This window comes from Alkalibacillus aidingensis (genome assembly GCF_014595945.1).
GTDB classification, from domain to species: domain Bacteria; phylum Bacillota; class Bacilli; order Bacillales; family Alkalibacillaceae; genus Alkalibacillus; species Alkalibacillus aidingensis.
Genome location: NZ_JABXWU010000008.1, coordinates 45194 through 70964 on the forward strand (window position 1 = coordinate 45194; position 25771 = coordinate 70964).

The following is a 25771-nucleotide window of genomic DNA, read 5'->3' on the forward strand; positions in this document are numbered from 1 at the left end:
TAGTAAGATTTGTCGTAACTTTCATTAAATTATAGCTATCTATTTTTGCAATCGATTGGAGGCCCAATATGAGTTCACATCAACGTAGCCAGTGTGTTCTTACTCCCGAGGAATTTGTCGAGGGCTATCAATATATCATTGAGTATATGTCTGATGGTGTTCCACTAAAAGATGTTCTCATTAAAGCACTTAAGTACTTCGAGCAAGTCTTTGAAGATACCCAGTGTACGATTATGTTGAGTAATGAATATGAAAAAGTATTTACTGGTGGAGTTACCCACAGCCTACCTATGGAGATGATCCAACCATTTTTGGATATAGAGCTTTATGACGGGATGGGGACATGTGGCACTGCTCTTATACGAAAGGAAACAGTTATTACACAAGATATCAATAAAGATCGTAAATGGGACTCATATCGTCACATGATTAAGCCGTATGGTCTTAAGTCATGCTGGTCAGTGCCGATCTTTGACCCTGAGGCTGAACAAGTGATTGCTGTATTTGCTATGTATTCATATAAAAGCAAAACACCTACAGAAAAGGAACTAGACACCGTTAATGCTTATAAGGAACTAATTGGTTTAATTATTAGTAACTACATGAAAGTTAAGCAGAGTCGTGTGGAGCTAGGGGATGCTTACCGTGATCCATTTGATAAAAGCCAATTACCTATGTCGATGTCAGCAAGAGAAAAATATAAATTTATGATTAGGCGAGGGTTGGAGGAAAGGCAATTACGTCCTAATTATCAGCCGATTATCACACATGATATGGAGATCTATGGGTTTGAAGTTTTGATTCGATGGCCACATCCAGAAGAAGGAATGATTCCTCCGAACAAATTTATTCCTTTTGCTGAACAAGAAGGCTTTATTGATGAAATTGATCGATATGTTTGTGAATACGCTTGCCGAGAAGTGAAGCAATTAATGGAGGATAAAAATTGCTCGTTTGTATTAACCATTAATGTTTCGGCCAGACATATTACTAAGTCGAATTTTATAGCTAATTTAAAAACGATTTTAGATAAGACCAATTTTCCCCCTCATTTACTGGCACTTGAGATTACTGAAACGTCCCTGATGATTAACCTTAAAGATGCCGCCAATGTTATTGAGGAAATCAGAAGCTTAAATGCTCAAGTTTGGGTGGATGATTTTGGGACTACTTATTCATCGTTAAATTACTTAAGACACTTACCGATTGATGTTATTAAATTAGATGGTTCATTTATAAAGGAAATAAATAAAGTCTCTGTCGATCAGCGTATATGTCAAACGATTATTAATTTAGCAACTGAGCTGAATTTAAAGGTTGTTGCTGAAGGTGTTGAAACAGAAGAACAATGTGGAGTCCTAGCCCAATTCGGTTGTCAGTTCTTCCAGGGTTATTATTTTGAGAAACCGATGAATCTAGATGATTTCCATGAGTATATCGAAAAAGTGAGAATCAGTAGTTAAAGGAAAAGGATTCCTAGTGTTGGGAGTCCTTTTTTGTATTTTCAGAAATCAATTCAATAATTATGGTATGATACTCGTAAAGGAAATTTGTCGATGGGGGAGTATAAAATGGGGTTTAAACGTGAAGTGTTCGTCAATGCACCAGTAGAACAAGTTTTTCAAAAGATCGCACGTTATGAATATGCTGAGGAGAAGTTAGATCATATTGTGAAAATCGAGATTCTAACTAACAGCGAAGTTCAAAAAGGAACAGAAATTAAAGAAACAAGGGATATTAAAGGACGTCAAGTAGATGCGATCTGGAAGGTAAGTGACTATCAGCCTAATCAACGCTTTACGGTGAAAAGTGATCAAAATAACCTTCATTTAATTTATAACTATGATTTTGAAGAAGAAACGGGAGGAACTCGCATAAAGTTCACGGGTAATATTAAGACCTCTGGTATGAGAAATTTAATTTATAAGCCATTAATCAAGAGAATCATCATAAAAGAAGATGGTGATCATTTAAAGAAAGCCAAAGAGTATATTGAAAAAACTACTCAGGAATAATATAAGAAAATCCACTAGCCGATATCGGTCGATTAGTGGATTTTTTTAGACTCAAAGCAATAAATAACCGATAAACACACCAATTCCTCCAAATAATAATGCATAACCAATGTTCCACAGTGTTAGATGGTAAGGATTACGCTTGAGATATTGATTAAGCATCGTGATCGGTACGTTAAATGTTCCAGTCATATCATTAGTTACAACGGATACGATCATGACAATTGAGACACTTAAGGGGTTAATCGTATCTAAAAAAGGTGTGATAAACAATCCTTGAATACTGAGTGTAAGTAATGGATGAAAACCAACAAAGGCTAAAAACATCGAGCTTATTTGTATAAAAATTAACAGTAATAAAGGTTGATGTTCTAGCCACACCAAGGATTTCATGATGTTATTTAGTACCCCCGAGTCACTAATAACCTCGTTAAAGAGACCGACCGGTAGTAACAGAACCATGAAATTTTGCATGGTCCATAAGTGTCCACCCCAGACTTTTTGATTGTACCGAATAAATGTCCGGAACTTGCCAGTTAAATAAGCCCACAATAATGTGTAAGGGATAATGACGATAATAATCGCATCAAAAAATTCCAGATTAAGAGCTATATGAGTTCCTGTCGCTGTTCCAACAAATAAAACTAGGAAGCAAATCAAGGTTAATAATTTGTTAACTGCCTGGCGATTAACCTTAGTAACTTCTTGATTAGGTAGCAGTGTGTATGATCGATAACGAAAATAACCTAAACTTATATCAATAGTTAACATAATTAAAGAAAATCCAATTAAAAAGGGAAGTAAGTGTAAATAGTAAGAACCTGTAATGGCTACTACTAAAGCAATATATACTTCAATTGGACTCCACACATTGGCAGCGGCAAAGGGTCTCAGTATGGACCGAGTTGCAAATTGGTTTGTTATTTGTTGATTGAACTGAGACGTTTGTTCCCTGATAAATTGATATACGAGTGGAATAGTCGAAACAAAAATGAAGAGCGTGAGCGTATAGCTTGTTAAATACGACTTAGCATAAAATTTCCCCAAGTGATGAGTATTAGATTGTAGAATTTTATAAAGTGCCTGATCATAACGACCAACAATCATGTAGTGGTTGATAAAAGGAATAATATAAAGTAACGATAGCAAAAGTCCCATCGATGTAAAGTAGAGTGCTAGATTAGTAAGTGACAAACCATGGACTATGAATAATAGACTAGATACTACTGTGAGTATAGTCCCAATCACTTGGTAGGTTCGATTAGCTCCAACAAATGAAAAGATCAAAGCTAAAATACCAATCAACCCTTGTAAATAGTTTAGTGCAATACTTTCTATAAATAGATTTAAGATATAAATAGCTACAAAGCTAGAATATAAAAGGAATTGAAGTCTTTTCATACAAAGTCATCACTTTCTATTTTCATTCTGACTTTATTGTAACAAAATAACGCAACCTGTCATCTTTGAAAAGAAAACCTAATAAACTCGAGAAATTTGTAAACATTTTTTAAGATAAAAACATAGGTATAATTACCTAGGTGGAGGAGGGGAAACACTATATATTGTTATTTTTCGACAAAAAATGAGCATATATGCCATCCGAAAGAACTGTGTATTTATGCTCAGGCTAATAGTTTTACCCTTATTTAACCAGTAAAAGATAGTGTTAATGGCATATTTAACAAAGTAGATATTTCGACTAATATTAGACACAAGAGAACACGCAATCGAATAATTGCTGTATCTCGATAAAGGCAAAGCTGGTGAAAACCAGTGACGCAAAGCTATAGGGGCTTCCGTGCCTAGTCGCACGATGCCAGCCAGTTACCGAAGGATCAGGGAAAACATGATAGAGTCTAGTAGAAAACAGCGATGAAGTATATCATATGTTCGTCGTTTGTTTCATAGACCCTTCATGTTTGAGTTAAAACCCCGCCTATCGGTAATGGCGGGGTTTTTATTTTAAATAGAAAAGAGGTGAAAAGTTGAAAGTCGTCAATCTGAGTGACAGTTCAGAAATTGTTAATGAGTTATCCGTAGCAGATACCTTCTGGAAACGATTCAAAGGGCTAATGTTTAAAAGAGGACTTAACTCAGGTTATGGACTACACATTAAACCCTGCCAGTCGGTCCACACGTTTTTTATGAAATTCAACATTGATGTCATTTACGTAAATGACAAGTTGGAAGTTGTCGGGTTAGACAAGGGATTAACCCCTAACCGAGTAGGTAAGGTCAGAAAGAATGCACAGTCTGTCATTGAAGTATCAGCAGGTACAGTTGAGCAGACAGGAATTCAGATCGGAAATCAATTATTAATTAAAAACTAGGAGAGTGAAGAAGATGATGAACTTTTTAAAAGGATTTTTCCAAGAAGAAGAAGGCCAAGGAATGGCAGAGTATGCGTTAGTGTTAGGTGTTATTGCAGTAGGAGTTGTAGGAGTGTTAGCACTGTTTGGAGAGCAAATTATAGATGCTTTTTACGATGTCATTGATAACTTTAATGATAGAGAACCAGCTGAGGAACGTACAACTTAACACCCTGAACCATAGAAGTAATAGGAAAACAATAATATTTTATTTAATAGGAGAGTGAAACAAGTGAAAAAGATTTTAAAAGGATTTTTTCAAGAAGAAGAAGGTCAAGGAATGGCAGAGTACGCGTTAGTATTAGGTGTTATTGCGGTAGGAGTAGTAGGAGTGTTAGCGCTATTTGGAGAACAAATAATAGATGCCTTTTACGATGTAATTGACAACTTTAATGATAGAGAGCCAGCAGAAGAGCGAACAACTTAAATTTAGAACAACCTCTCCCCAATTAATATAAATTTGAAAGGAGACAGGGCTAAATGATCATGAATTTGTTATTATTCGTTGTTTTAACTATTTGCTTAATTACTGATATTAGAAGGCGCAAAATTTATAATAAAGTACTTTTTCCTGCGCTCGTTCTTGCTCTGCTCCTTAATTCCTTTTTATATGGGTTAGGAGGCTTACAAGATGCGATTCTAGGATGTTTATTAGGTTTCTTCATCCTTTTGATTCCGTATCTGATGGGTGGAATGGGTGCAGGTGATGTTAAATTACTTGCTGTCATTGGTGCGATTCAAGGCCCAATGTTTGTGTTTGCTACAGCAGTTTATATGGCGATTCTTGGAGGTCTGATCGGTTTACTGTTAATCGTATTAAGAAAAGGATTTATTCAGCGAACGCGGTCTTTTTTCAGTACTATTTTAAACATGAGATATGGAATGAAAGCACCTTTAATCGATAAAAGTTCCCTACAAAGAACTTTTCCGTATGGTGTTGCGATTGTCGGTGGAGCTGTTGCCTCATTCGCTTTTAGTGGAGTGGTGATGTAAATGAAACTTTTCCGAAAAGATCAAAAGGGGCAATCATTAGTCGAATTTGCGTTAATCATTCCGTTATTAATGATTATGTTAGTTGGTGTGTTTGATGTAGGCCGTATGCTTTATACGTATACAGGCATGCATTTTACCGCGCAAGAAACGGTAAGACTTGGTGGGTTTGGTTACCCAGATGATGAGATTATTTCATTTGCAAAGGATAATTTTAGAACAGGTGATGGTGAACTTCTAGAAGTGAATGTTTCACCTGATTCAGGAGAACGTAAACCAGGCGAGTATGTCACAGTAACATTGGATTACTCGATTACACCATTTACTCCTTTTGCTAAATATGTTTTCTCCGATTCGATTCAGATGTCAGCTGATTCGACGATTCGGATTGAATGAGAGGAGAAATAAGGATGTTTTTTAAACGGTTCTTTAAACGTGAACGTGGGCAGACAGTGGTTCTAGCTGCAATATCTCTTACAGGGATGCTAGCCATGTTAGGCCTGGTGATCGATGGTGGAATGTATTATGTAGAGCGTACGCATTTACAAAAAGCGGCTAATGCGGCTGCTTTATCGGGTGCACAAGAATTAACAACCGAAGATGAACGAATAGTAAGAGGAATTGTTGATGATACTTTAACTCATCATGACGAGTTAGATGCTTTGTCTGGAGTAATCATTTTATTAGATGAACGTGTAACCGTAGAACTTGAAAGACAGTTCACAACAACATTTATGAGTCTGTTTGGAATAGATTCATTTGATGTGAATGTACAGGCAACTGCCCGTTTAGGGACGATGGGTCGAGCGATTGGTGCCGCACCCCTTGGAATTGAAGAATCAATTGAGATCGTTCCGGGTGAAGAGTATGTTTTAAAGGTTGATGAAGGTGAAGTTGATATTGGTAACTTTGGTGTTTTGGCGCTAGAGGGGCCAGGAGCTAGGACTTATAAAGAAAACCTATTAGAGGGTTTTCAAGAGGAGCTATCTGTCGGAGATGTTGTTAACACACAAACTGGTAATATTGCTGGTCCAACAAAGGAAGCGACGGATATTTTAATTAATAGTTGTGACAATATGTATGAGAGGGATTGTAAACGGGTCTTATTGGTCCCTGTTTATCAACCTTATAGTCATGATAATAATCAACTTAAACAAGTGAAAATTACAGGCTTTGCGTACTTTTATATCACAGAGCCGATGAATGATAAAGATAAAACCGTAAAAGGTGTATTTATAGAAAGGGCTGGTTCTGGCTTTGAGTTAGAAGAAGCAGTCGACCGAGGTGCATTTACAGTTAGACTTTCAGAGTAGGTGAGGATATGCAATCAAGAATGTTATTTTTAGTAGCGATCTTAATGGGTATCATTACGACCGCTATCTTTTTTTATACGATACAACAAAATCAAACAGTTGAAGAGGAAGAAGTTGTCGAAATGGTTGAGGTCGTTCAAGCTGTCCGTTCGATTAACGAGAATCAAATCGTGACGAATGAAGACGTTAAGACCGTTTCCATTCCTCAAGAACAAGCCCACGGATCTGCCGTTCGTTCGGTAGATGATGTAGTAGGCAATTTTGCGACGACTGACATTGCAGAAGGTGAAGTTCTTCTAGAGCACCGGTTAAGATCAGATGCTGATGAGAGTCAGTTAGTTTCGCGTAAAGTTCAAGAGGGATACCGTGGTGTAGCCATTGGTGTTGACACAGTACGTTCTGTTTCAAACTTAATTGATCCTGAAGATTACGTGGATGTGATTGTCACATATGAGGAAGAGGACGAGGAAGTTTCAGAACTATTATTTGAAGGGGTTCGTGTACTAGCTGTGGGCCGAAAACTAGTCGAAAATTCAGCTGGAGAACAGTTTATGGAATATAGCTCGATGACTTTAGAATTAGTGCCGAATGACGTGGTTGAATTAGTGAATGCTAATGAAAAAGGTACGATCCATTTTGCTGTTCATTCTCGAATTACATCGGGTGAATAGTCATCGTGAGGATTTGTTTGTTGGATTAGGGGGCAAAAGTCATGTCACAAGAAGAAGCTAAGTCAACGGCTACTAAAGGAAAAGTGATTACAGTTACTAGTGCTAAAGGTGGCGTAGGTAAAACTTTAATGACGGTTAATTTAGCCGTTGCACTAAATAAAAAGAATGTAGATGTTGTAGTGATTGATGCCGACTTTCAATTTGGAGATATTGGTCTAGCTCTTGACTTGAAATCCTCATTAACTATTAAGGAACTATCTGAGGAAGTTGAGCAATTAGACACTTACAATGTGACGAATTATTTAGTTAAGCATAGTACAGGAGTCGATGTGTTATTAGCACCTGAACGCCCCGAATATTCAGAGCTAATCACCATCGATGTGATGAAGAAGTTAATTGAATTGTTAAGAGAACATTATGATTATATTGTCATTGATGCAGGTCGTGGCATGAGCGATTTAATGGTCGATCTGTTCGATTTATCTGAACAAGTCTTAGCAATTACCACTTTAGAGGTGGCTTCGTTAAAAAGTACTAAACAGCTTATAGAAACGGTTAACCAGTTAGGATTGGGTAATAAGGTGCAATTGATTGTCAATCGCCACAATATGGAAAGCTTAATTAAAGCTGAGGAAGTACCCGCGATGTTAAAGGTTGATTCAGTTTATTATACACCCAATAACTTTAAGGTCGCTGCTCAATCACTAAATCTCGGTGTACCTGTTGCAGTGAGTCATGCGAAGTCTGATTTAGCGAAGAGTATATTTAAACTTGCGCATCAATTAACGGTGAATAATCTATTACCAGCTACGACAAAGAAGAAGGGGTCATTAATTGGAAAGGTGTTTTCCAAATAAAAAATTCGGAGGTGTGATTGAATGAGTTTACTTGAAAGATTACAACAAAAACAAATAAACGGTCAAAACGATCAGCAGGAAAGTCAACTTGTTCAAGAAGTCCAAACCACTCCTCCGGGTCAAGTGGTTGCACAAATTGAACAAAAAGAAGAAAAAGCAACACCGAAAAAGAAGTCAGTTCCACACAAGGTTAAACCGATATTAGATGAAAAACATATCGCGTTTAAAAATTACGTGCATAAAGAAATTTTAAAAGATGCAAAAGGCAACGAAGAATTTGATGAGATTGTTTCTAAGGTAGAAGAGATTACTAAAGAGGCGATTCAAGAAAATGATTCATTTCGCAATGTTGATCGTAAAAAGGTTATTGATGAACTGATTAATGACTTAACTGGGTTTGGTCCTATTAACCCACTTCTTCAGGATGAATCTGTATCTGAGGTGATGGTCAATGGACCTGATCAAGTATATTGTGAGCGTGATGGGAAGCTAGTTTTAACTGATATTCAGTTTCGCGATGATGAACATGTTCTACATGTTATTGAAAAGATTGTTGCGCCAATTGGAAGAAGAATTGATGAGAGTAGTCCGATGGTAGATGCTAGATTACCAGACGGCTCACGTGTTAACGCGATTATTCCTCCATTAGCTTTAAATGGGCCGACCATTACCATTCGTAAATTTGCGGCTGATCCATTTACAATTGATGATTTAGTCAATTTCGGGACGTTAACGAATGAGATGGCTACATTTTTAGATGCTTGTGTTAAAGCGAGGTTGAATATGTTTGTTAGTGGGGGTACAGGTTCTGGTAAGACGACAACTTTAAACGTGTTATCGAGCTTTATTCCAAACGATGAACGTATTGTAACGATTGAGGATGCTGCCGAGTTGCAACTAGGGCAAGATCACGTTGTGTCATTGGAATCTCGTCCACCTAATATTGAAGGAAAAGGTGCGATTACGATTCGGGACCTTGTACGTAACTCATTACGTATGCGACCAGACCGTGTCGTGATTGGTGAGGTTCGTGGTGCTGAGGCATTAGACATGCTTCAAGCGATGAATACTGGTCATGATGGTTCTTTAGCTACAGGTCACTCCAACAGCCCAAGAGATATGTTGGCACGTTTAGAGACGATGGTATTATTGGCGGGTGTTGAGCTACCGATCAAGGCGATTCGTGACCAAATTTCAGGGGCAATTGATGTCATTATTCAACAAACTAGATTAAAAGACGGTACACGGCGGATTGTGAAGATTACAGAAGTTCAAGGTATGGAAGGCGATGTCATTGTTCTTCAAGATATTTTTGAATTTGAACAAATGGGTATTGATGAGAATGGGAAAATCCAGGGTAGATTAGTACCAACAGGGGTTCGTCCTAAGTTCTTTGAACAGCTAGAACGCTCTGGGATCCACATTCCAAATAATGTGTTTGTTAAAGAAGAGGAGTGGGGCGTATGATGAACGCTCTATTAATTGTCTTTTTCTTTCTGACGGTGACGTTTATATTCATGGCTTTATTTCAACGTTTGTTTCGAAAAAATAAGCAAATGAAAAGACGAATCGAAGCGTATCTCTATGATGCTGATGGCGAACCGGTTGAGGACAAACAGCGTAAACTATTAATCGAATTTCGCATGACGAAAGAGCGCATTCGTAAAAGCTTACAGAAGAAAGAAAAAGGCACTAAGCTTGAGAAAGAGTTGCACCAAGCCGGAATCCCATTAAAACCAGAAGAATTTATTATGTTTAAATGGATTTCTATGCTGTTGGGTGCTGGTATCATTTATTTAATTTTTAATCATATTTTGTTTGTATTTTTCGGTGCCATTATTGGTTGGTCTATTCCAAGGCTGGTTGTTTCATATAAAAAGAAAAAAAGAATTACTCAGTTCAATAATCATTTGGCTGAGATGATCTCTTCAATTGTTAGTGCATTGAGGGCAGGGTTTAGTTTACCTCAAGCTTTGCAAAATGTACGCAATGAATCTCCTTCTCCTGTTAAGGAGGAACTGGATCAGATTTTGAAAGAAATGCAATATGGTACGTCGCTTGAAGAGTCCTTACAAAGATTAAAAGAACGCGTTCCCAGTGATGATTTAGATTTGATGATTCAAGCAATTGTGATTCAACGCCAAGTTGGTGGTAACTTGGCTGTTGTCTTGGAAAAAATCGTGCATACCATTCGTGAACGTGTTAAGATCCAAGGACAAATTAGAACATTAACGGCTCAAGGACGCATGTCAGGAGCTGTGGTAGGGTTACTTCCTGTTATTTTAGCAGGGTTATTATACTTAGTGAATCCTGAGTATATGAGTGTCATGTTTGTTGAGCCGATTGGCATTATGTTATTAATTATGGCGGGTTTTTCATCGATGATTGGATTTATGTTTATTCGCCGTATTACGTCGATAGAGGTGTAGCTGATGATTTTGTTATATGTGTTAACTGTTGGATTGATTATAGCAGGCATCATCCTAAGTCGACGTGAGCGAAAGAAAGTATATGCTAGTCGTCGTGCTTGGGTTGATGGGAGTCAGACGACTGTAGTTGATGCGACTAATGAAGGTGATGGAGAAGAAGCACCGTCACTATTTCAACGCATTATTCAGCCTAAGCTCAAACAATTTAGAAAAAGCTTTCGTAAAAATACGTCAAGCACTAAGCAAGAGAAGCTTGAGTTGCAGTTGTTACGTGCAGGTAGTCCATTAGGTATGTCACCTTTCGAATATCGACTGTTACAGATTATTTTAGTAGTTGCGTTCCCGTTAATGGCAGTGGGTTTGGCTTTTCTGGGTAACGTTTCGTTTGGGAGAGGTTTCTTTTTAGTTATATTATCTGCCGGTTTTGCATTGTATTTACCTTACGCTTATCTAAAGTGGAAAACAGCAACGCGAAATGCTCAGGCAATTAAGGAATTACCTGATTTTATCGACTTAATGGCCGTTAGTATGGAGGCAGGTTTAGGGTTTGACTCTGCATTAGGGAAAGTTGTGACAAAGCAAAAGGGAATTCTTTCGACTGAATTTCAGCGTTGTTTAGAAGAGCTGAAATTAGGAAAGACACGTCGCGAAGCCTTGTCTGGTGTGCGAGAACGTTTAATTGCTGATGATATTAAATTATTAATCGGTAGCGTCATCCAAGCTGAGCAGCTGGGAGTAGGAATGGTACAAATTCTACGCGTACAATCTGAGGAAGTACGCCAAAGAAGAAAGCAACGTGCTGAAGAACAAGCAATGAAAGCGCCAATTAAAATGATGTTCCCACTGGTTTTGTTTATTTTCCCGACGATCTTTATCATTTTATTAGGGCCAGCTGTTATTCAGATTTTGGAAGTGTTTAGTAACACTTAATCACTGGCCTTTTGGTGGGTTTGAATTCATATTTTGACGGATGGTGTGCAGTGGTTGAGTTGCGATCGGGATCAATGCCGTTATGATCTATTATGTGGTGTGAAATGTCCGAGAAAAGGGGTCTAATTAACGATAAACCGCCTTGTGAAGTTATTATCGTCAATTAGAAGCGGTCTAATTAACGATAACCCCCTTTGTGAAGCTATTGCCGTCAATTAGAAGCGGTCTAATTAACGATAACCCCCTTTGTGAAGCTATTACCGTCAATTAGAAGCGGTCTAATTAACGATAACCCCCTTTGTGAAGCTGTTGCCGTCAATTAGAAGTGGTCTAATTAACGATAAACCGCCTCGTGAAGCTATTACCGTCAATTAGAAGTGGTCTAATTAACGATAAACCCCTTTGTGAAGCTATTGCCGTCAATTAGAAGTGGTCTAATTAACGATAACCCCCTTTGTGAAGTTATTACCGTCAATTAGAAGCGGTCTAATTAACGATAAACCGCCTCGTGAAGCGATTACCGTCAATTAGAAACGCACCTACTAACCCATAAAGTAATGACCATTATATCAATTTTGTCTTATACACTATAAAGGAGCTTGTACCCCAAGCTCCTTTATTTATGTCCTAATCTTTTTGAAAAACGACCTCAAACTCTTCACATACAACAGGCTGATCATCTTCAAACGTTTCATTAATGGAGGTCATTTCTTTGGTGAAAAATGCTACGTGTTCACGATGCCAATATTCATAACTTTTATCTCCTTCACCCTCTTTATAAGCAAAGTCTTCTGGAACTTTATTAAAAGGGATGATATCGACACTAGTTGTGCGTGTAATAATTTCTGGGTGGCCACTCCAATCTGTAATGATGTTATAATCATCCTCTTGTGGTAGAGATTCTCCTTCTACTTCATACATACGAAATAGGGAGCAGGTTGCAGTCTTATCACCCGATTTCACCAAATCAAGTAGTTCACGAGCCATGTTCTCATCTGCTCCGAATGCCCAGACTTCATATTGAGCATCTTCACGCTCCCTTTTGTTTAGAGTTTGCTCAAATTCTTGCCAAAATTCCTTCACTAATTGTTCAGACATTATTAGTACCTCCTCGGTGTGTTCTATGTTACATTTGAAAAATAGTATTTTTATGGGGGGAGAAACGTTGCAAAATCATAGTAAGATTCTATTGCGTTTATCAGCGATTTTTGCTGCAGTTGGCGCGTTTATTGGGTCACATATGGCCGGTGCAGGTGGATATGAGTTTCAAACCGTGCATGCTCATATCCTTCTAGTTGGTTGGTTAACGTTGTTTGCTTGGGCCATCTTTTATAAAGTGTTTAATCCATTACCGTCGCTGCTTACAATCGGACATGTATGGACAGGTGTTGTTGGTGCATTTGGATTAATAATCGGTATGTGGTTGTACTATGTGAGACCTCTTGGTTTACCTGATCCATTTGTAACCATATTCTTTATTGCAGGTGGTACGATTTTGCTAATTAGCTTCTTTTTATTTGTTCTTGTAACTTTCCGTAAAGTAGACTAGACGACTTGCATGATGCTAGTCGTCTTTTTGATACATCATTTTGACAATTAACCGTATTTGTGAAATTTTAACTGTATTTTTCTGAAATTAACTGTAATTTTGATAAATTAACTGTAAATCCAAAATTTTAACTGTATTCCCCAGAAATTAACCGTAAACGACGTTTTAGCTTACATCACTTTTTTCATTCCAATTAATATCTCCAACTCCACTGTTATTAAGTCAATTGGCTTTAGACGAGTTAAGTCAGCATCCTGGGTTAAAGGTGTCATTTTGATCAGGTGATTAAATAGCTCGGTTGAAAGCTCTACTTGATATTTGACATCCTCACGCCTGATTAATGTGAATGCTTCCTCAAATCGATCAATTGTTGCTTGGTTGGAGTATTCTGCTTGTTCAGTACCTTGATATATTTGTTCCCTCAGTTCTTGCAAATAATTAGCACCTGGCACAATCTTAATGGTAAGACCTTGGTCTTTAAGGATCCTGTTAAACTCTGCATAGTTTGAGGGAGAAAGAATATTAAGAATCAGGTCAAATGATTGGTTGTTAAAGGGCGTATTAGCTAAATCTCCAACGAACCAAATGCCTTGGTCATTATGTTTAGCAGCTGTTTGAATGCCTTCTTTAGCAAGGTCAACGCCAATCCCAACAGATTCTTGTTCAAGGCAATCGAGTAATTCTGTTAAATGTGATCCTTCTCCACATCCTGCATCTAAAATAGTAAGTTCATCACCCGTAGTAAAAAGCTCCTCTACAAGCATGCTAATTCGATTCATGAGTGGTGTATAAAAGCCACTTCGACAGATCTGATTTCTTGCTTCAAATAAACCCAGATCATAAACCGTTTTTTTCGCTTGTTGCACGACGTTAACGTAACCTTGTTTAGCCAAGTCAAATTGATGATTGTTGACACATCCTAACTGCCTATCTTCTATTACATTCATCCCTTTATAACAAATCGGGCATCTATATAAGTGTAAAGTCTCGCTCATGCGTTTAGCTGCCATAGCTTTCTTACTTAATTTCATCACATTCTTCACTCCACCTAAAAGTCTTAGAGACATTATTAGAATAACGGTTACAGAAGTGAAAGTCATCCATTTAGATTAAAATGACTTTTCTTGATATTTAATAAATAATTAAAAACCTGTATAATTAATCTGTAGTAGCTAAAACGATTGACGTTAGTGGAAGGAGTTTTGGTGATGGATAAACAAAATACAGAAATAAATGATTTCTATCAACGTTTAATGAGTGATTACGATGATTCAAATAGTCACTCTGGAATAGATGGTGAAAGGGTAGCGAGAAGACTCTCGGAAATTTCCCAAATTGGCGCAACTGATGATGGGGGAAGTAAGCGTATCTCCTTTTCACAAGAGGAAAAGCAGGCTAAAGAGCTTGTGCAAAAGTGGATGAAGGAAGAGGGTTTATCCGTTAAAGTGGATGGAGCAGGAAATGTATTTGGACGAGTTGAAGGTAAGTCTAATCGGCCAGCTATTTTATCAGGATCTCATTTAGATAGTGTCCCGCATGGTGGACATTTTGATGGGCCATTAGGTGTGATTGCTGCATTGGAGGTGGCATCTGCTTGGAATGAACTAGGTGAACAACCTGATTCACCGTATGAAGTGGTTATATTTACCGATGAGGAAGGCGCAAGATTTAATGGAGGTTTACTCGGTAGTCAATCTTTTGTAGGCGAATTGGATATTGAAGAAGAGAAGAAGCGGGTTGATTTTAATGGAACACCTTTTTCTGAAGTTTTAGATCAGGCTGGTTTAACACCACAAGGTTTTGTGGATGCTAAGCGTGATTTATCAGATGTTAAAGCGTTTGTTGAGGTTCATATTGAGCAAGGTAAACAATTGGAAAAGCGCGATTTACCTGTAGGTGTCGTTACAGGAATTGCTGGACCTACATGGCTTAATGTGACGTTCAAAGGGTTGGCCGGACATGCAGGGAATACACCAATGAATGATCGGACAGATGCACTTGTTGCGGCTAGTGAGTTTGTGACGAATGTTAAGGACTTCCCACCAAAGGTTAGTAGCTCGGGTGTGGCGACCGTCGGAAAGTTAGAGGTTATTCCTAATGGGGTCAATGTCATTCCAGGAGAAGTTAATTTAACCCTTGATATTAGAGATATTAAAGCTGAATGGAAAGAGAGAATGGTCCAAGGTATCATAGCATATGCTGAAAAAGTAAGTGAGAAGCATGGTACGACCGTTGATATTCAAGAAAATATGAGTGTAGATCCGGTACAAGTACCTGAAGATATGCAGAAGCTAGCTGGTGAAGCTGTGGAAGAGACACTTAAGAGTGAGCCTTTTTATTTACCAAGTGGAGCCGGGCATGATGCAATGATCGTTGGACGTCATATACCTGTGGCAATGCTGTTTACACAAAGCCAAGATGGTATTAGCCATAATCCTTTAGAGTGGTCATCTTTAAATGACTGTGTACAAACGGTTCATGTCTTAAAACGTTTCATTGAAAAATTGTCTTAAACTATTCCCTCTAAACATAGAGTTTAGGGGGATAGTTTTATAGCATCGTATGTTTGCAAAACTATTAACTTTTTTCTAGTAAACTGATATAATAATAACTTGTGCAAACTTCATAAGTAGCAGTTCGCGAAATCCTGCTTTATCAAAACTAAGGAGATGATTGTATGTCAGAGAATTATTATTTACCAAGATCTGGCCCAATGCCAAGGCCAGAAAGCGTTCGTGAAGGACGTGAGATTTTAAAGAATGAAGCATTTGATGCACCAAATGTTCAAACCATCACTTTTAAGGCGTTGGAATTCACAGCCGTATGTCCAAAAACAGGGCAACCTGATTTTGGTCAAGTTGAAATTACCTACACGCCAAATAAGAAGTGTATTGAGTCTAAATCGTTAAAGTTCTATCTGTGGTCTTATCGTGATGAGGGTGCCTACTGCGAATCATTAGCTGCTCAAATTGCGGATGACTTTGTCTATGCGATTGACCCACATAGTGTTGAAGTGACGGTCTATCAATCGGCCAGAGGCGGGATTGAACTAACAACGAAAGCGGTGCGTAACCGTGATGAATAGAGATCAAAAGCTCATTCTGTTAAACGTTATTTTTGCCACTTCATTAGTCATTGCTAATGTGTTAGCTGGTAAGATTGTTGGTTTTGGAGAAAACTTTACGATTCCAGCTGCTGTCGTCGTTTATGCGGTAACGTTTTTAATTACCGATATCATTCATGAGGAATACGGCAAGAAACAAGCTAAACAAACGATCTTATTCGGTTTTATCGCGCAAATTTTCGCAAGTATGATGATTTACTTTGGCCAACTGCTACCAGTTGCGCCATTTGCACAAGAAACGCAAACTGCTTATGAAACATTACTTGGACAAAACGCGCGCTTCGTCTTAGCTTCAGCAGCTGCTTATTTGACTTCGCAATATATCGATGTCTTCATCTTTTCTGCGATGAAGAAGTTAACAAAGGGTCGTTCAAGGTGGTTGAGAAACAATTTAAGTACGGCAACGTCACAGTTTTTCGATACGTCAATCTTTATCACCATTGCGTTTATCGGAACCGTACCGAACATCTGGGTTATGATTTTGAGTCAATATCTAGTTAAGCTGGCAATAGCCATTATTGATACACCAATATTCTATTTCTTAACCAGGAAGAGCCGTAATGAACAACAACCTAATCAAGTAACAGCCGAGTCCGCCTAAATCAAGGCGGGCTTTTTTTCTGAAAACAAAGTAACCGGCCTAGTTATAGACCGGTTACCAAGGGGGTAAAACTCTATATATAAAAGGGGATAGCGGAGTTAGTTTACTTATCCAAAGCGACCAGTAATATAATCTTCAGTTCTTTGGTCTGATGGATTAGAAAATAGTGATTCTGTTAAATCGAATTCAATGATTTCACCATTTAAAAAGAAAGCTGTTCGGTCTGAAATCCTAGCAGCTTGTTGCATGTTGTGTGTAACAATCACAATACTGTACTTAGATTTTAGTTCTTGAATGAGTTCTTCAATCTTTGATGTTGAGACAGGGTCTAATGCAGATGTAGGCTCATCCATTAATATAACTTCTGGTTCAATGGCTAGTGCTCGTGCAATACATAAGCGTTGTTGCTGTCCTCCTGATAATCCATAGGCATTTTCATTCAATCGATCTTTTACTTCATCCCACAAGTACGCATCACGCAAACTACGTTCAACGATTTGATTTAATATTTTTTTATTTTTAATACCATGGATTTTAGGGCCATAGGCAATGTTTTCATATATTGATTTTGGGAAAGGGTTGGGTTTTTGGAACACCATTCCGACCTTGGTACGTAATTGTTCTACTTTAAAATGTTTGTCTAAAATACGGTTTCCTTGGTAACTAATATCTCCACTCGTCTTAACAGATGGGATCAATTCAACCATTCTATTTAATGATTTTAGAAAAGTAGATTTACCACACCCAGATGGACCAATGATTGCTGTGATTTCTCGGTCATAAACCGATAATTCGATATCCTTTAAAGCATGGGTCTCATCATACCAAAGGTTAAAGCCCTCCACTTGGTAGACAACTTTTTGTTTTGAAAGACGATCATTACTAACCGTCGTTAACCTTGGAAGATGTTTAACACTTTCATTCTTTTTAGCGATGGTTTGAGTCATTTTTGAACACCTCCACTTTTTTTAGAATCGTTGCTGATACTTATTTCGAATAAAGATGGCAGTAGCGTTTAACATAAATAATAGTATTAATAAAACGATAATGGTGGCTGCCGCTAAGTTAGCGTATTCAGCAACGAGTGATGAATCTAATGTCCAGTAATAAATTTGCATAGGCAAAGTGGTGAACTTATCAAAGATACTCCCAGGGAATGGTATGATTAAAGCAGGAATTCCAATGACAACAAGAGGTGCTGTTTCACCGATTGCTCGAGAAAGTGCTAGTATCGCACCAGTTAAAATACCAGGTAGTGCCGCTGGTAGAATGATTCTTTTAATTGTTTGCCACTTAGTTGCTCCCATTCCGTAAGAAGCCTCGCTTAAGCTATTAGGAACAGATCTTAAAGCTTCCTGTGCAGCAACAATGACAATAGGTAAAACTAGTAGTGATAGTGTCAGTCCACCTGCAAGAACGATATTCCCCAAGTCCAGAGCACGCACGAATAGTGTCATACCTAAAATTCCATAAACAATAGAAGGTACGCCTGCTAAATTAGCAATGTTGGTTTGTATAAGCGAGTTGAGTTTTCCTTTTTTAGCATACAATTCTAAATAGATTGCTGCTCCGACTCCGATGATCATTGTGCAGACGATGACAACAAGCATGAGCCAAAGTGATCCAAGAATCGCCCCCATTATTCCTGCTTGTTCAGCATTTGTTGATAACTTCCCCGTTAAGAAATCGAAATTCACCCATTTTAATCCTTCGATTAGAACGCGCATAATCAAAATGACTAAAACAACTAATCCGAATAGGGTTGCGAGTAAGAAAAGTATTTTAGATAAATTATTTTTGAGAATACGTTTATTCATTCTCTTTTCCACTAAGGATGAGTCAATATATTTCATGTTAGTATTCCTCCCTAAAACGTCGGGAAATGGCTCTTGCTAGTAAATTCATCACAAATGTCATAACAAACAATGCTATTGCAACAGCGTAAATACTGTAATATATAGGAGTTCCAGCTGCTGCATCACCACTCGACACCTCTACGATATACGCTGTCATGGTTTGCATAGATTCAGTTATATCAAAGGTGAAGTTTTTGGAGCTTCCACTTGCGATTGTCACGATCATCGTTTCACCAATAGCGCGTGAAATAGCTAAAACAAAGGAAGCGATGACTCCAGATAAGGCAGCTGGAATGACTACTTTAAAGGTCGTTTCTAATTTGGTTGCTCCTAATGATAAAGCCCCTTCACGAATGGTGTTAGGAACAGAAGTTAAGGCATCTTCTGATAGAGAAGCAATCATAGGGATGATCATGATTCCCATAACAATTCCTGGACTTAAAATGTTAGTAGCTTCAACATCTGGCCAAACTGATCGAATGATGGGAGTTACAAAAGTAAAGGCAAAGAATCCATAAACAACGGTCGGAATTCCAGCTAAAACTTCTAAAGTAGGTTTTAATAATCGCCTTACTCGATCACTGGCATACTCACTTAAATAAACGGCTGCCATCAGACCAACAGGACCCGCGACTAAAATGGCAATTATCGAGGAAATAATGGTTCCATTAATTAAGGGTAGAATACCAAACTCAGGATTTTGACTTAATGGTTTTAATGTCGTTGAAGAGAAAAACTCCCAAATAGGTACGATCTTAAAGAATTCAATAGCTTCGCTTAGTAAGGTATAAATGATACCAACTGTCGTTAGAATAGAAACCGCAGCAAATAGAAATAGAATACTAGGAATCATTTTACCGATTTTGTGAGATACTTTTTGTGACATAGATTTCTGTTGAATTAATTCCTGAACATTAATGGATTCTTGATTAACATTATGGTCCATCTACTTGGTGCACCTCCCAATAATGTAGGGAGATGAGAGCTAGTGGTGCTCTCACCTCTACTTACATGTCTTATCTTAATTCTTCCAGTTCATCAGCCAATTGTTGTGCCTCTTCATCTGGAATTGGGGCAAAGCCTACTTCACCGGCAAATGTATTAATACTATTTGCGACATAACTTGCAAAATCAAGTACTTGAGGATTCTCTTTAGCGCGATCTACATTTAAATAAGTGAATACAGGTCTAGTAAAGTTTTGGTAAGCACCCTCTTCGTCAATAGTTTCTAATGAAGGTCCTACTGGTCCATCACCAAAGTCGATGTTTACAGCCTGAACTTGATCTTGGTTGTTATCATAATAACCAAATCCAAAAAATCCAATGCTATTAATATCTTCAGAAACTAGTGTGACTAGTGTAGCGTATTCTTGTTGTAAATTAGTACCTTCTGCTAGGTCTTGCTCATCTAAGATTTCTTCATAGAAAAATTCATAGGTTCCATGATTTTCATTAGGCCCATATGTGTTAACTTCTTCATTAGGCCATTCGTCGTTAATGTCTGACCATGTCTCGATTCCACCATCTGCAAGGAACGTTTGGATGATTTCTTCTTCAGTCATTTCAGTGGCCCAATCGTTTTCGGGGTGAATGACAATAGTGAGCCCATCTAAAGCAACTTTCATTTCTTTAACATCAATTCCAAGTTCTTCAGCCGTTTCAATCTCTTCATCCTTAATTTCTCTTGAAGCATCATTAAAATCTGTGCCGTTTTCAGTTAAGAACTTTTCAAAACCTGCGCTTGTTCCAGATCGTCCAACTTCGACTGAGACATTTGGTTCTTCATTAATCATATACTCTTCAGCTAAACGAGCCATTAATGGATAAACTGTTCCTGAACCGTCAATAACAACACTCCCGTTTAACTCCATTTCTTCACTAGATTTCTCAGAGTTGTCACTACCATTTTCTTGTGCAGATTCCTCAGGCTGATCACCACTTGATTGATCGCCATTTACTTCATCTTCACCTTCTGTTCCACATGCGACCAACGCAAGTAGCAAAAAAACTAGTGTTGATAGAATAAAAAGCTTTGTTACCTTTTTGAACATTGTTGATGTCCCCCTTAGAAAAGTAAGTTTTGTTTAACAACTTCATCATAAAACTTAACTAGCAAAATGTCTGTAAAGCTAAAGTAAAGATATAGTTAAGAAAGTGTAAATGTACCTACAGCCATTGGAAGACAAGGGTTCGAGGTTTAAGAACAGTTCTTAGTCAAACACTTTATTTTTGATAAAAGAAAGAGTTGAATTTTGTGTCGTTACGCCAACGGTATATTTTAGAACCAAAAAACACGACATCTTATTTGATGTCGTGTTCAACCTCTTCTTTATTTTGTTTGTCATGATCTATATCATCATCTTTATGAAGTTCCTGGTCTTCATCCATCTTCCTCTGTAAACGACCCAAGATTGGAATCGTCAAGTAAGGGATCAATAATAGAATAATCAGTAAGCTAAATAGAACCATCATTGGGAAATGGTCAGCAATTAAACCTCCAAAAGCAGGTCCAATCATTCTACCTCCAGTACCAACACTATTAATAACTCCTTGATAGAACCCTTGGCGACCTTTAGGAGCTAAGCTAGCTGCAATCGTTGGAACGGCAGGCCATACAAACATTTCACCCAAAGTTAAAATCACCATTCCTGTGACAAAATCTAAAAAGGTTTCCGCTTGTAAAATATAGATAAATGAAATGATAAAGATTGTATTCCCAACAATAATCTGCACTTTAGGTGAAGTGATGTATTTAGTTACCCACTTAATAAGTGGTTGTCCACAGATAATTAAGAGACCATTAATGGTCCATAACAGACTATAACGATCTACTGGAATACCTAAATCCTGTGTATAAATGGCGATCGTTGACTGCCATTGTACATAAGCAACCCAAGCGATGAAAAAGCCAATACCTAAAATGATTAAGGCGATAAAAGACCTTTTATCAACAATTTTTACACCTTGGCTTAGAACGGTTGAATATGAACGTGTCTCAACATCTTCATCCATTGACTTAAAGGTAAAGAATACGAGTAAGTAAAAGATAACAAATAATGAGGCGTTAGCGATAAAGATATATGAAAAGGAATAGGCAGCAACTAACCCACTTGTTGCCGTACCAACTGCCACCCCAATATTTTGTGCAACGTAAATAGCATTAAATGGCCTACGTCCACCTTCAGGCCATACAGAAGCGGCTAGAGCGTACATTGCCGGGATGACGACCCCTGATCCGAACCCGATACAGATTAAAAGAATTGAATAAGGGATGATCGAATGGAACTGAGTTAACGTCAAAGCCGAAACTAACGTAATTGCACCACCCGATATAATCGTTCGATATCCTCCAAGGCGGTCAAACAGTGTCCCTCCGACTAAGTTTCCAATAATAGCAGCGCCCTGATTAAGTAAAAGAATAATTCCAGCAAATGTGAGTGATTGTCCTAACTCACGCATATAAAGCATATTTAAAGGCCATAAAAATGAAGCAGCAGTGACGTTGATGGCCATTGCAAGTATTAAAATCCAGATTTTTCTTGGCATGCTGACACCTTCTATCTTTCTAGAATGTTCATGGAGAGATTAATTTCAAACCAATTGTAGCCGAAATAATACAAAAAATAAATAATATTCTTAATATTGTTGCCGGTTCTTTAAACAAAATCATGCCCATAATTGCACCACCGGCAGCTCCGATTCCAGTCCAAACTGAATAGGCGATGCTCATCGGTAGTTCAACCATTGAGTAAGATAAACAGATGAAGCTGATCGTGAAAGAAATCATCATCAATCCGACTGATTGCCAATTTTTATAACGATTAATCAGATTGATCGATAAAACACCTAACATCTCAAAGAGTCCAGCAATGATTAATGCGGTCCAATACATCACTTATCCCCCTGTTCTTCAGTCACTAATTTTAGTCCAACGATGCCAATTAGTAAAAGGCTGATGAAAGCCATTTTCACAAGGTCAAAAGGCTCACCAAAGAATAAAAACTCTGCTATGACTGTGCCTGCTGTCCCTAAACCTGCGAAAACAGCATAAGCAGTGCCTACGGGTAGTTTTTGAGTGGAGATAATTAATAGATAAAAGCTTAAAAAGATCGCTACGACCGTAATTAACCAGGTTGATACATTACTGGCATGTTTAAGTCCAATCACCCAGATTACTTCAAAGAAAGCACCGGCTAGTAATTTGGCCCAATAATGGTTCATCTTTGCTTCCTCCTTAATAACGAATTCAAATAAAAGCCCGAGAGATGGAAAGAAATCGCATCTCCCGGGCTTTTGTCCCGCCGTGTCACAGTAACAGACTGTGTGTTTTCTCTCGGACCAGGCCGAGTCGAAATACTCGCGGAACCCTAGAAAACTAAAATAATGTGTGGTTATATTAGTTTGGCTATTTATTGACACATAAAGTTTATCACAGACCTATGCATTTTTCCATTACCTTATTAACACGCTAAACATTCTTTATGATAAAATTCTATAAGTGAGAGAAAAAGAGAGATTATAGTGAGGGAGTCAATATGCAAACAATTCGCCAATTAAGTGCTAAGATCGTTGAGCATAAACTATTTCAGCCAACGATCATTATCTTGATTTTAATAAATGCCGTTATTGTTGGAATGGAAAGTTATCGAGGACTTTATGAGAATTACGGAAACTGGTTTATTAGAATAGATACAATCATACTAACCATTTTTACTATAGAAATTATTATCAAACTGTTAGCTTCAAGACCCATGCGTCTTTTTTTCAAAGACGGGTGGAACGTTTTTGATTTCTTTATAGTCGCAAGCAGTTTCATCTTTATGGGATCACCATTTGTCACTGTACTTCGTATTTTACGTGTCATTCGTGTATTCCGAACAATTTCTGTCATTCCGTCTTTAAGAAAAATGGTTAATGCGTTAATTTTAACGTTACCATCTTTGGGGACGATCATGATCTTATTAGGTGTGATGTTTTATGTCTTCAGTGTAGTTGGCACTTTTTTATTTCGTGATGTCGCACCAGAATACTTTGGAACATTACAACACACCATGCTTACCTTATTCCAAATTATTACCCTTGAATCATGGGCAAGTAACATTATGAGACCGGTCATGGCTGAGTTGTGGTGGTCTTGGATCTATTTTGTAGCTTTTGTATTAGCAGGCACTTTTGTAGTACTCAACCTGTTTGTTGGTGTCATTGTGAATAACTTTGAAAAAATCGAGAAAATGGAAAATGAAGATGAAGAACCAGAAGATCTTCAAGAGGAAGTCCACATGCTTCGGAAAGAAATAAAAGAGCTTAAGGATTTAATCAAAAATCGGTAAAAAGGAGTGTGCTAACGCCTTGGCGTTAGCACACTTTTTTTTTAGTGTTGTTGCTGCTGTGGGGGTGTTGTAGTTGTGTAACTATTAACTAATTGGTTCATGGTCTGGTCATCTAATTGTGGTACTTGGTAATAATTCTTACTGTTTTGGTATAAGAACACTTCATACGCCATCTCACAAAGGTTTGGAACACTGTCTTGGAGTACACGACGTACAACTGGGTTCGTTGCTTCTAGAGCTGCAGTTGTACAAGCTGTCGCACACGCTTTAAGGTGCCCAAGCATAAAACCTGAGTAAGAATCATCTTGTAGCTGTGAAGGGTTTTGTTGTGGTTGTTTTGGTTGGCTTGGTGTCATACCATAAGTGACATCGTTAGACGTGCTCATGTTATACACAGTCGTTGGTTGAGAAGGCTTTTGACCTGACTGAAAAGCATCAACCAATGTGTTGTAAGTTTGAGCTAGATAATTATACTGGTTTGATAAAATACCTTGTAATTGTTGACACTGAATTTTTTGTTCATACATTTTGTAGTGATCCATTGTACCAATAAACGTGGAAAGTACTTCATGTACATCAAACACTTCATGACCAGCATGACTTTTATCTGCTGGTAGGCTTTCTGACTGCTTTAATTGGCTGTTTGGATTTTGCTGTTGTTGATTCTGTTGTTGCATAATTGATCCTCCTTATTGTCAGTTCTACACTTATAGCTTGGTTTTTTCGACTTAATTTATTCAACTAAAATTAGCCATAGCTACTATTTATATTTATACACTACCTTTTAATGTTCAGTACTGAATGTTATAATAGTATTGTTGATTTAAAATTTAAACCACGACCGAGGTGTTTAAATATGAACGCACAATTTAAAAAAGGGGTTTTAGAACTTTGTGTACTTGTTCTTATACATCAAAAAGATCAGTACGGTTATGAGTTAGCCCAAAATATCTCTAAGAAAATTGAGATAGCAGAAGGATCTTTGTACCCATTGTTAAGAAGGTTAACAAAAGAGGAGTATTGTACCACTTACTTAGCAGAATCCAAAGAGGGACCACCACGAAAATATTATACGTTAACACCAAAAGGGAAAGTGTATATGGATTTCTTAATTGAAGATTGGAATCATTTTTCAGGCTATGTTAATAACCTGATCGAGGAGGGTGTTGGTAATGAATAAAGTCGAGTATTTAAACGAGTTGAAGTCGCGTTTGAGTTCACTTCCTGAGCAAGAGCGTGATGAAATTCTGTATGATTATGAAGAACATTTTGAAGTGGCTTTACGAGATGGAAAAACTGAATTAGATATTATTAATGAACTTGGATCACCAAATAAAGTAGCTCATGAAATTTTAATGGAATTTTCAGAAGAACAAAATGGAAAGGGCGATCAATCTCAAACCAGTTCAAACGTTGCGAGAATGGTGCTATTAGCTATTGCTTTAATATTTATTAATGTGACATTTATTCTTGGTCCAGTCGCAGCTGTGATCGGTGCTTATTTCAGCTTGTACGGTGTTGTTATCACCATAGGAGTTGCCCCTATTATTGCACTTGTTCATTTGTTTTTATACGGTGTCGGAAATGTATTTGTTATTTTATTTTCAGCTTTATTTACGTTAAGTTTAGCAACACTTATGACTGTTGGACTCATTTATGTAGGTAAGTGGATGTATATAGGTCTGAAGAAGTATGTCATCTTTAACATTCAAGTCGTTAAGGGGGAACGATAAC

At 37.7% G+C, this 25771-nt stretch carries 31 protein-coding genes and 2 riboswitches; of the genes, 20 read left to right on the plus strand and 11 right to left on the minus strand.

Going from position 1 to position 25771, the window contains the following annotated elements; all coding sequences use genetic code 11:
* Positions 1-68 precede the first annotated feature (68 nt).
* Positions 69-1463: a sensor domain-containing phosphodiesterase gene (locus HWQ49_RS11245; protein ID WP_188207723.1), complete on the plus strand. Its 1395-nt coding sequence runs from the start codon at positions 69-71 to the stop codon at positions 1461-1463.
* Positions 1464-1571: 108 nt separating this feature from the next.
* Positions 1572-2015 carry an SRPBCC family protein gene (locus tag HWQ49_RS11250; RefSeq protein ID WP_188207724.1) on the plus strand — a complete coding sequence of 148 codons (444 nt, stop codon included), beginning with the start codon at positions 1572-1574 and terminating at the stop codon, positions 2013-2015.
* Between the two features lie 51 nt (positions 2016-2066).
* Here HWQ49_RS11250 and HWQ49_RS11255 read toward each other — a convergent pair whose 3' ends face one another.
* A complete protein-coding gene (locus HWQ49_RS11255; RefSeq protein ID WP_188207725.1) occupies positions 2067-3416 on the minus strand; it encodes a hypothetical protein in 1350 nt (449 codons plus the stop codon).
* A gap of 345 nt (positions 3417-3761) precedes the next feature.
* Positions 3762-3850: riboswitch (cyclic di-GMP riboswitch) on the plus strand.
* A gap of 153 nt (positions 3851-4003) precedes the next feature.
* Here HWQ49_RS11255 and HWQ49_RS11260 point away from each other — a divergent pair.
* The 11 genes from HWQ49_RS11260 to HWQ49_RS11310 all read left to right on the plus strand — a co-directional run bounded on the left by HWQ49_RS11260 (position 4004) and on the right by HWQ49_RS11310 (position 11577).
* A complete protein-coding gene (locus HWQ49_RS11260) occupies positions 4004-4348 on the plus strand; it encodes a DUF192 domain-containing protein (protein ID WP_188207726.1) in 345 nt (114 codons plus the stop codon).
* Between the two features lie 13 nt (positions 4349-4361).
* Positions 4362-4556, plus strand: coding sequence for a Flp family type IVb pilin (locus HWQ49_RS11265; RefSeq protein ID WP_188207727.1), 195 nt, complete (start codon positions 4362-4364; stop codon positions 4554-4556).
* 63 nt (positions 4557-4619) lie between these two features.
* Positions 4620-4814, plus strand: coding sequence for a Flp family type IVb pilin (locus HWQ49_RS11270; RefSeq protein ID WP_317450930.1), 195 nt, complete (start codon positions 4620-4622; stop codon positions 4812-4814).
* A 53-nt stretch (positions 4815-4867) separates the two neighbouring features.
* Complete coding sequence (locus HWQ49_RS11275) at positions 4868-5380, plus strand: A24 family peptidase (RefSeq protein ID WP_188207728.1); 513 nt, start codon at positions 4868-4870, stop codon at positions 5378-5380.
* Positions 5381-5773: a TadE/TadG family type IV pilus assembly protein gene (locus tag HWQ49_RS11280; protein ID WP_188207729.1), complete on the plus strand. Its 393-nt coding sequence runs from the start codon at positions 5381-5383 to the stop codon at positions 5771-5773.
* 14 nt (positions 5774-5787) lie between these two features.
* The gene (locus tag HWQ49_RS11285) at positions 5788-6690 is read left to right on the plus strand and encodes a TadE/TadG family type IV pilus assembly protein (protein WP_188207730.1); all 903 of its coding nucleotides are present in this window, start codon (positions 5788-5790) and stop codon (positions 6688-6690) included.
* 8 nt (positions 6691-6698) lie between these two features.
* On the plus strand, positions 6699-7361 hold the full coding sequence (gene cpaB / locus HWQ49_RS11290; protein ID WP_188207731.1) for a Flp pilus assembly protein CpaB: 663 nt from the start codon (positions 6699-6701) through the stop codon (positions 7359-7361).
* A 41-nt stretch (positions 7362-7402) separates the two neighbouring features.
* Entirely contained in the window at positions 7403-8218 is an 816-nt protein-coding gene (locus tag HWQ49_RS11295; protein WP_188207732.1) for an AAA family ATPase, read from the plus strand.
* Positions 8219-8239: 21 nt separating this feature from the next.
* Complete coding sequence (locus tag HWQ49_RS11300) at positions 8240-9685, plus strand: CpaF family protein (protein WP_188207733.1); 1446 nt, start codon at positions 8240-8242, stop codon at positions 9683-9685.
* The gene (locus tag HWQ49_RS11305) at positions 9682-10647 is read left to right on the plus strand and encodes a type II secretion system F family protein (protein WP_223155145.1); all 966 of its coding nucleotides are present in this window, start codon (positions 9682-9684) and stop codon (positions 10645-10647) included. The genes HWQ49_RS11300 and HWQ49_RS11305 overlap by 4 nt, the downstream gene beginning before the upstream one ends.
* A gap of 3 nt (positions 10648-10650) precedes the next feature.
* Positions 10651-11577, plus strand: a complete 927-nt coding sequence (locus tag HWQ49_RS11310) for a type II secretion system F family protein (RefSeq protein WP_188207734.1) — start codon at positions 10651-10653, stop codon at positions 11575-11577.
* 627 nt (positions 11578-12204) lie between these two features.
* Here HWQ49_RS11310 and HWQ49_RS11315 read toward each other — a convergent pair.
* On the minus strand, positions 12205-12675 hold the full coding sequence (locus HWQ49_RS11315) for an ASCH domain-containing protein (RefSeq protein ID WP_188207735.1): 471 nt from the start codon (positions 12673-12675) through the stop codon (positions 12205-12207).
* Between the two features lie 67 nt (positions 12676-12742).
* On the opposite strand from HWQ49_RS11315, the gene HWQ49_RS11320 reads away from it, so the two are divergent.
* Complete coding sequence (locus tag HWQ49_RS11320; protein ID WP_223155146.1) at positions 12743-13126, plus strand: hypothetical protein; 384 nt, start codon at positions 12743-12745, stop codon at positions 13124-13126.
* Positions 13127-13296: 170 nt separating this feature from the next.
* Here HWQ49_RS11320 and HWQ49_RS11325 read toward each other — a convergent pair whose 3' ends face one another.
* On the minus strand, positions 13297-14157 hold the full coding sequence (locus HWQ49_RS11325) for a putative RNA methyltransferase (RefSeq protein WP_223155152.1): 861 nt from the start codon (positions 14155-14157) through the stop codon (positions 13297-13299).
* A 177-nt stretch (positions 14158-14334) separates the two neighbouring features.
* Here HWQ49_RS11325 and HWQ49_RS11330 point away from each other — a divergent pair, with 177 nt between their 5' ends.
* From HWQ49_RS11330 to HWQ49_RS11340, 3 genes are all read left to right on the plus strand, one after another.
* Complete coding sequence (locus HWQ49_RS11330; protein ID WP_188207737.1) at positions 14335-15639, plus strand: M20 family metallo-hydrolase; 1305 nt, start codon at positions 14335-14337, stop codon at positions 15637-15639.
* A gap of 164 nt (positions 15640-15803) precedes the next feature.
* The gene (gene queF, locus HWQ49_RS11335) at positions 15804-16211 is read left to right on the plus strand and encodes a preQ(1) synthase (RefSeq protein ID WP_188207738.1); all 408 of its coding nucleotides are present in this window, start codon (positions 15804-15806) and stop codon (positions 16209-16211) included.
* Positions 16204-16851, plus strand: a complete 648-nt coding sequence (locus tag HWQ49_RS11340; protein ID WP_188207739.1) for a queuosine precursor transporter — start codon at positions 16204-16206, stop codon at positions 16849-16851. The genes queF and HWQ49_RS11340 overlap by 8 nt, the downstream gene beginning before the upstream one ends.
* A 107-nt stretch (positions 16852-16958) precedes the next feature.
* Here HWQ49_RS11340 and pstB read toward each other — a convergent pair whose 3' ends face one another.
* The 7 genes from pstB to HWQ49_RS11375 all read right to left on the minus strand — a co-directional run bounded on the left by pstB (position 16959) and on the right by HWQ49_RS11375 (position 22928).
* Positions 16959-17798: a phosphate ABC transporter ATP-binding protein PstB gene (gene pstB, locus HWQ49_RS11345; protein WP_188207740.1), complete on the minus strand. Its 840-nt coding sequence runs from the start codon at positions 17796-17798 to the stop codon at positions 16959-16961.
* A gap of 21 nt (positions 17799-17819) precedes the next feature.
* Positions 17820-18704 (minus strand): phosphate ABC transporter permease PstA, encoded by an 885-nt coding sequence (gene pstA / locus HWQ49_RS11350; protein WP_188207741.1) that lies wholly within the window; start codon positions 18702-18704, stop codon positions 17820-17822.
* 1 nt (position 18705) lies between these two features.
* Positions 18706-19593 (minus strand): phosphate ABC transporter permease subunit PstC, encoded by an 888-nt coding sequence (pstC, locus tag HWQ49_RS11355; RefSeq protein ID WP_394810778.1) that lies wholly within the window; start codon positions 19591-19593, stop codon positions 18706-18708.
* Positions 19594-19723: 130 nt separating this feature from the next.
* Entirely contained in the window at positions 19724-20758 is a 1035-nt protein-coding gene (locus HWQ49_RS11360; protein WP_188207743.1) for a PstS family phosphate ABC transporter substrate-binding protein, read from the minus strand.
* Positions 20759-21008: 250 nt separating this feature from the next.
* The gene (locus HWQ49_RS11365) at positions 21009-22253 is read right to left on the minus strand and encodes an MDR family MFS transporter (RefSeq protein WP_188207744.1); all 1245 of its coding nucleotides are present in this window, start codon (positions 22251-22253) and stop codon (positions 21009-21011) included.
* A 28-nt stretch (positions 22254-22281) separates the two neighbouring features.
* Positions 22282-22599, minus strand: coding sequence for a DMT family transporter (locus tag HWQ49_RS11370; RefSeq protein WP_188207745.1), 318 nt, complete (start codon positions 22597-22599; stop codon positions 22282-22284).
* Positions 22599-22928: a DMT family transporter gene (locus HWQ49_RS11375; RefSeq protein ID WP_188207746.1), complete on the minus strand. Its 330-nt coding sequence runs from the start codon at positions 22926-22928 to the stop codon at positions 22599-22601. Before HWQ49_RS11375 ends, HWQ49_RS11370 begins: the two co-directional genes overlap by 1 nt.
* 59 nt (positions 22929-22987) lie before the next feature.
* Positions 22988-23089: riboswitch (guanidine-I (ykkC/yxkD leader) on the minus strand.
* Positions 23090-23242: 153 nt separating this feature from the next.
* On the opposite strand from HWQ49_RS11375, the gene HWQ49_RS11380 reads away from it, so the two are divergent.
* Positions 23243-24037: an ion transporter gene (locus HWQ49_RS11380; RefSeq protein WP_188207747.1), complete on the plus strand. Its 795-nt coding sequence runs from the start codon at positions 23243-23245 to the stop codon at positions 24035-24037.
* A 41-nt stretch (positions 24038-24078) separates the two neighbouring features.
* Here the strand turns inward: HWQ49_RS11380 and HWQ49_RS11385 are convergent, their stop codons facing one another.
* Positions 24079-24714 carry a spore coat protein gene (locus HWQ49_RS11385; protein WP_188207748.1) on the minus strand — a complete coding sequence of 212 codons (636 nt, stop codon included), beginning with the start codon at positions 24712-24714 and terminating at the stop codon, positions 24079-24081.
* Positions 24715-24893: 179 nt separating this feature from the next.
* Between HWQ49_RS11385 and HWQ49_RS11390 the strand changes: the two genes are divergently transcribed.
* Together HWQ49_RS11390 and HWQ49_RS11395 are read left to right on the plus strand one after the other, a co-directional pair.
* Positions 24894-25217 carry a PadR family transcriptional regulator gene (locus HWQ49_RS11390; RefSeq protein WP_188207749.1) on the plus strand — a complete coding sequence of 108 codons (324 nt, stop codon included), beginning with the start codon at positions 24894-24896 and terminating at the stop codon, positions 25215-25217.
* A complete protein-coding gene (locus tag HWQ49_RS11395) occupies positions 25210-25770 on the plus strand; it encodes a DUF1700 domain-containing protein (RefSeq protein WP_188207750.1) in 561 nt (186 codons plus the stop codon). The genes HWQ49_RS11390 and HWQ49_RS11395 overlap by 8 nt, the downstream gene beginning before the upstream one ends.
* Position 25771 lies beyond the last annotated feature (1 nt).

Excerpts from the sequence above, each read along its gene's own strand:
- HWQ49_RS11245 (WP_188207723.1), top strand. The coding sequence starts at position 69 with ATGAGTTCACATCAACGTAGCCAGTGTGTTCTTACTCCCGAGGAATTT.
- HWQ49_RS11250 (WP_188207724.1), top strand. The coding sequence starts at position 1,572 with ATGGGGTTTAAACGTGAAGTGTTCGTCAATGCACCAGTAGAACAAGTT.
- HWQ49_RS11255 (WP_188207725.1), bottom strand. The coding sequence starts at position 3,416 with ATGAAAAGACTTCAATTCCTTTTATATTCTAGCTTTGTAGCTATTTAT.
- HWQ49_RS11265 (WP_188207727.1), top strand. The coding sequence starts at position 4,362 with ATGATGAACTTTTTAAAAGGATTTTTCCAAGAAGAAGAAGGCCAAGGA.
- HWQ49_RS11275 (WP_188207728.1), top strand. The coding sequence starts at position 4,868 with ATGATCATGAATTTGTTATTATTCGTTGTTTTAACTATTTGCTTAATT.
- HWQ49_RS11280 (WP_188207729.1), top strand. The coding sequence starts at position 5,381 with ATGAAACTTTTCCGAAAAGATCAAAAGGGGCAATCATTAGTCGAATTT.
- HWQ49_RS11285 (WP_188207730.1), top strand. The coding sequence starts at position 5,788 with ATGTTTTTTAAACGGTTCTTTAAACGTGAACGTGGGCAGACAGTGGTT.
- cpaB (WP_188207731.1), top strand. The coding sequence starts at position 6,699 with ATGCAATCAAGAATGTTATTTTTAGTAGCGATCTTAATGGGTATCATT.
- HWQ49_RS11295 (WP_188207732.1), top strand. The coding sequence starts at position 7,403 with ATGTCACAAGAAGAAGCTAAGTCAACGGCTACTAAAGGAAAAGTGATT.
- HWQ49_RS11300 (WP_188207733.1), top strand. The coding sequence starts at position 8,240 with ATGAGTTTACTTGAAAGATTACAACAAAAACAAATAAACGGTCAAAAC.
- HWQ49_RS11305 (WP_223155145.1), top strand. The coding sequence starts at position 9,682 with ATGATGAACGCTCTATTAATTGTCTTTTTCTTTCTGACGGTGACGTTT.
- HWQ49_RS11310 (WP_188207734.1), top strand. The coding sequence starts at position 10,651 with ATGATTTTGTTATATGTGTTAACTGTTGGATTGATTATAGCAGGCATC.
- HWQ49_RS11315 (WP_188207735.1), bottom strand. The coding sequence starts at position 12,675 with ATGTCTGAACAATTAGTGAAGGAATTTTGGCAAGAATTTGAGCAAACT.
- HWQ49_RS11325 (WP_223155152.1), bottom strand. The coding sequence starts at position 14,157 with ATGAAATTAAGTAAGAAAGCTATGGCAGCTAAACGCATGAGCGAGACT.
- HWQ49_RS11330 (WP_188207737.1), top strand. The coding sequence starts at position 14,335 with ATGGATAAACAAAATACAGAAATAAATGATTTCTATCAACGTTTAATG.
- queF (WP_188207738.1), top strand. The coding sequence starts at position 15,804 with ATGTCAGAGAATTATTATTTACCAAGATCTGGCCCAATGCCAAGGCCA.
- HWQ49_RS11340 (WP_188207739.1), top strand. The coding sequence starts at position 16,204 with ATGAATAGAGATCAAAAGCTCATTCTGTTAAACGTTATTTTTGCCACT.
- pstB (WP_188207740.1), bottom strand. The coding sequence starts at position 17,798 with ATGACTCAAACCATCGCTAAAAAGAATGAAAGTGTTAAACATCTTCCA.
- pstA (WP_188207741.1), bottom strand. The coding sequence starts at position 18,704 with ATGAAATATATTGACTCATCCTTAGTGGAAAAGAGAATGAATAAACGT.
- pstC (WP_394810778.1), bottom strand. The coding sequence starts at position 19,593 with ATGTCACAAAAAGTATCTCACAAAATCGGTAAAATGATTCCTAGTATT.
- HWQ49_RS11360 (WP_188207743.1), bottom strand. The coding sequence starts at position 20,758 with ATGTTCAAAAAGGTAACAAAGCTTTTTATTCTATCAACACTAGTTTTT.
- HWQ49_RS11365 (WP_188207744.1), bottom strand. The coding sequence starts at position 22,253 with ATGCCAAGAAAAATCTGGATTTTAATACTTGCAATGGCCATCAACGTC.
- HWQ49_RS11370 (WP_188207745.1), bottom strand. The coding sequence starts at position 22,599 with ATGTATTGGACCGCATTAATCATTGCTGGACTCTTTGAGATGTTAGGT.
- HWQ49_RS11375 (WP_188207746.1), bottom strand. The coding sequence starts at position 22,928 with ATGAACCATTATTGGGCCAAATTACTAGCCGGTGCTTTCTTTGAAGTA.
- HWQ49_RS11380 (WP_188207747.1), top strand. The coding sequence starts at position 23,243 with ATGCAAACAATTCGCCAATTAAGTGCTAAGATCGTTGAGCATAAACTA.
- HWQ49_RS11385 (WP_188207748.1), bottom strand. The coding sequence starts at position 24,714 with ATGCAACAACAGAATCAACAACAGCAAAATCCAAACAGCCAATTAAAG.
- HWQ49_RS11390 (WP_188207749.1), top strand. The coding sequence starts at position 24,894 with ATGAACGCACAATTTAAAAAAGGGGTTTTAGAACTTTGTGTACTTGTT.
- HWQ49_RS11395 (WP_188207750.1), top strand. The coding sequence starts at position 25,210 with ATGAATAAAGTCGAGTATTTAAACGAGTTGAAGTCGCGTTTGAGTTCA.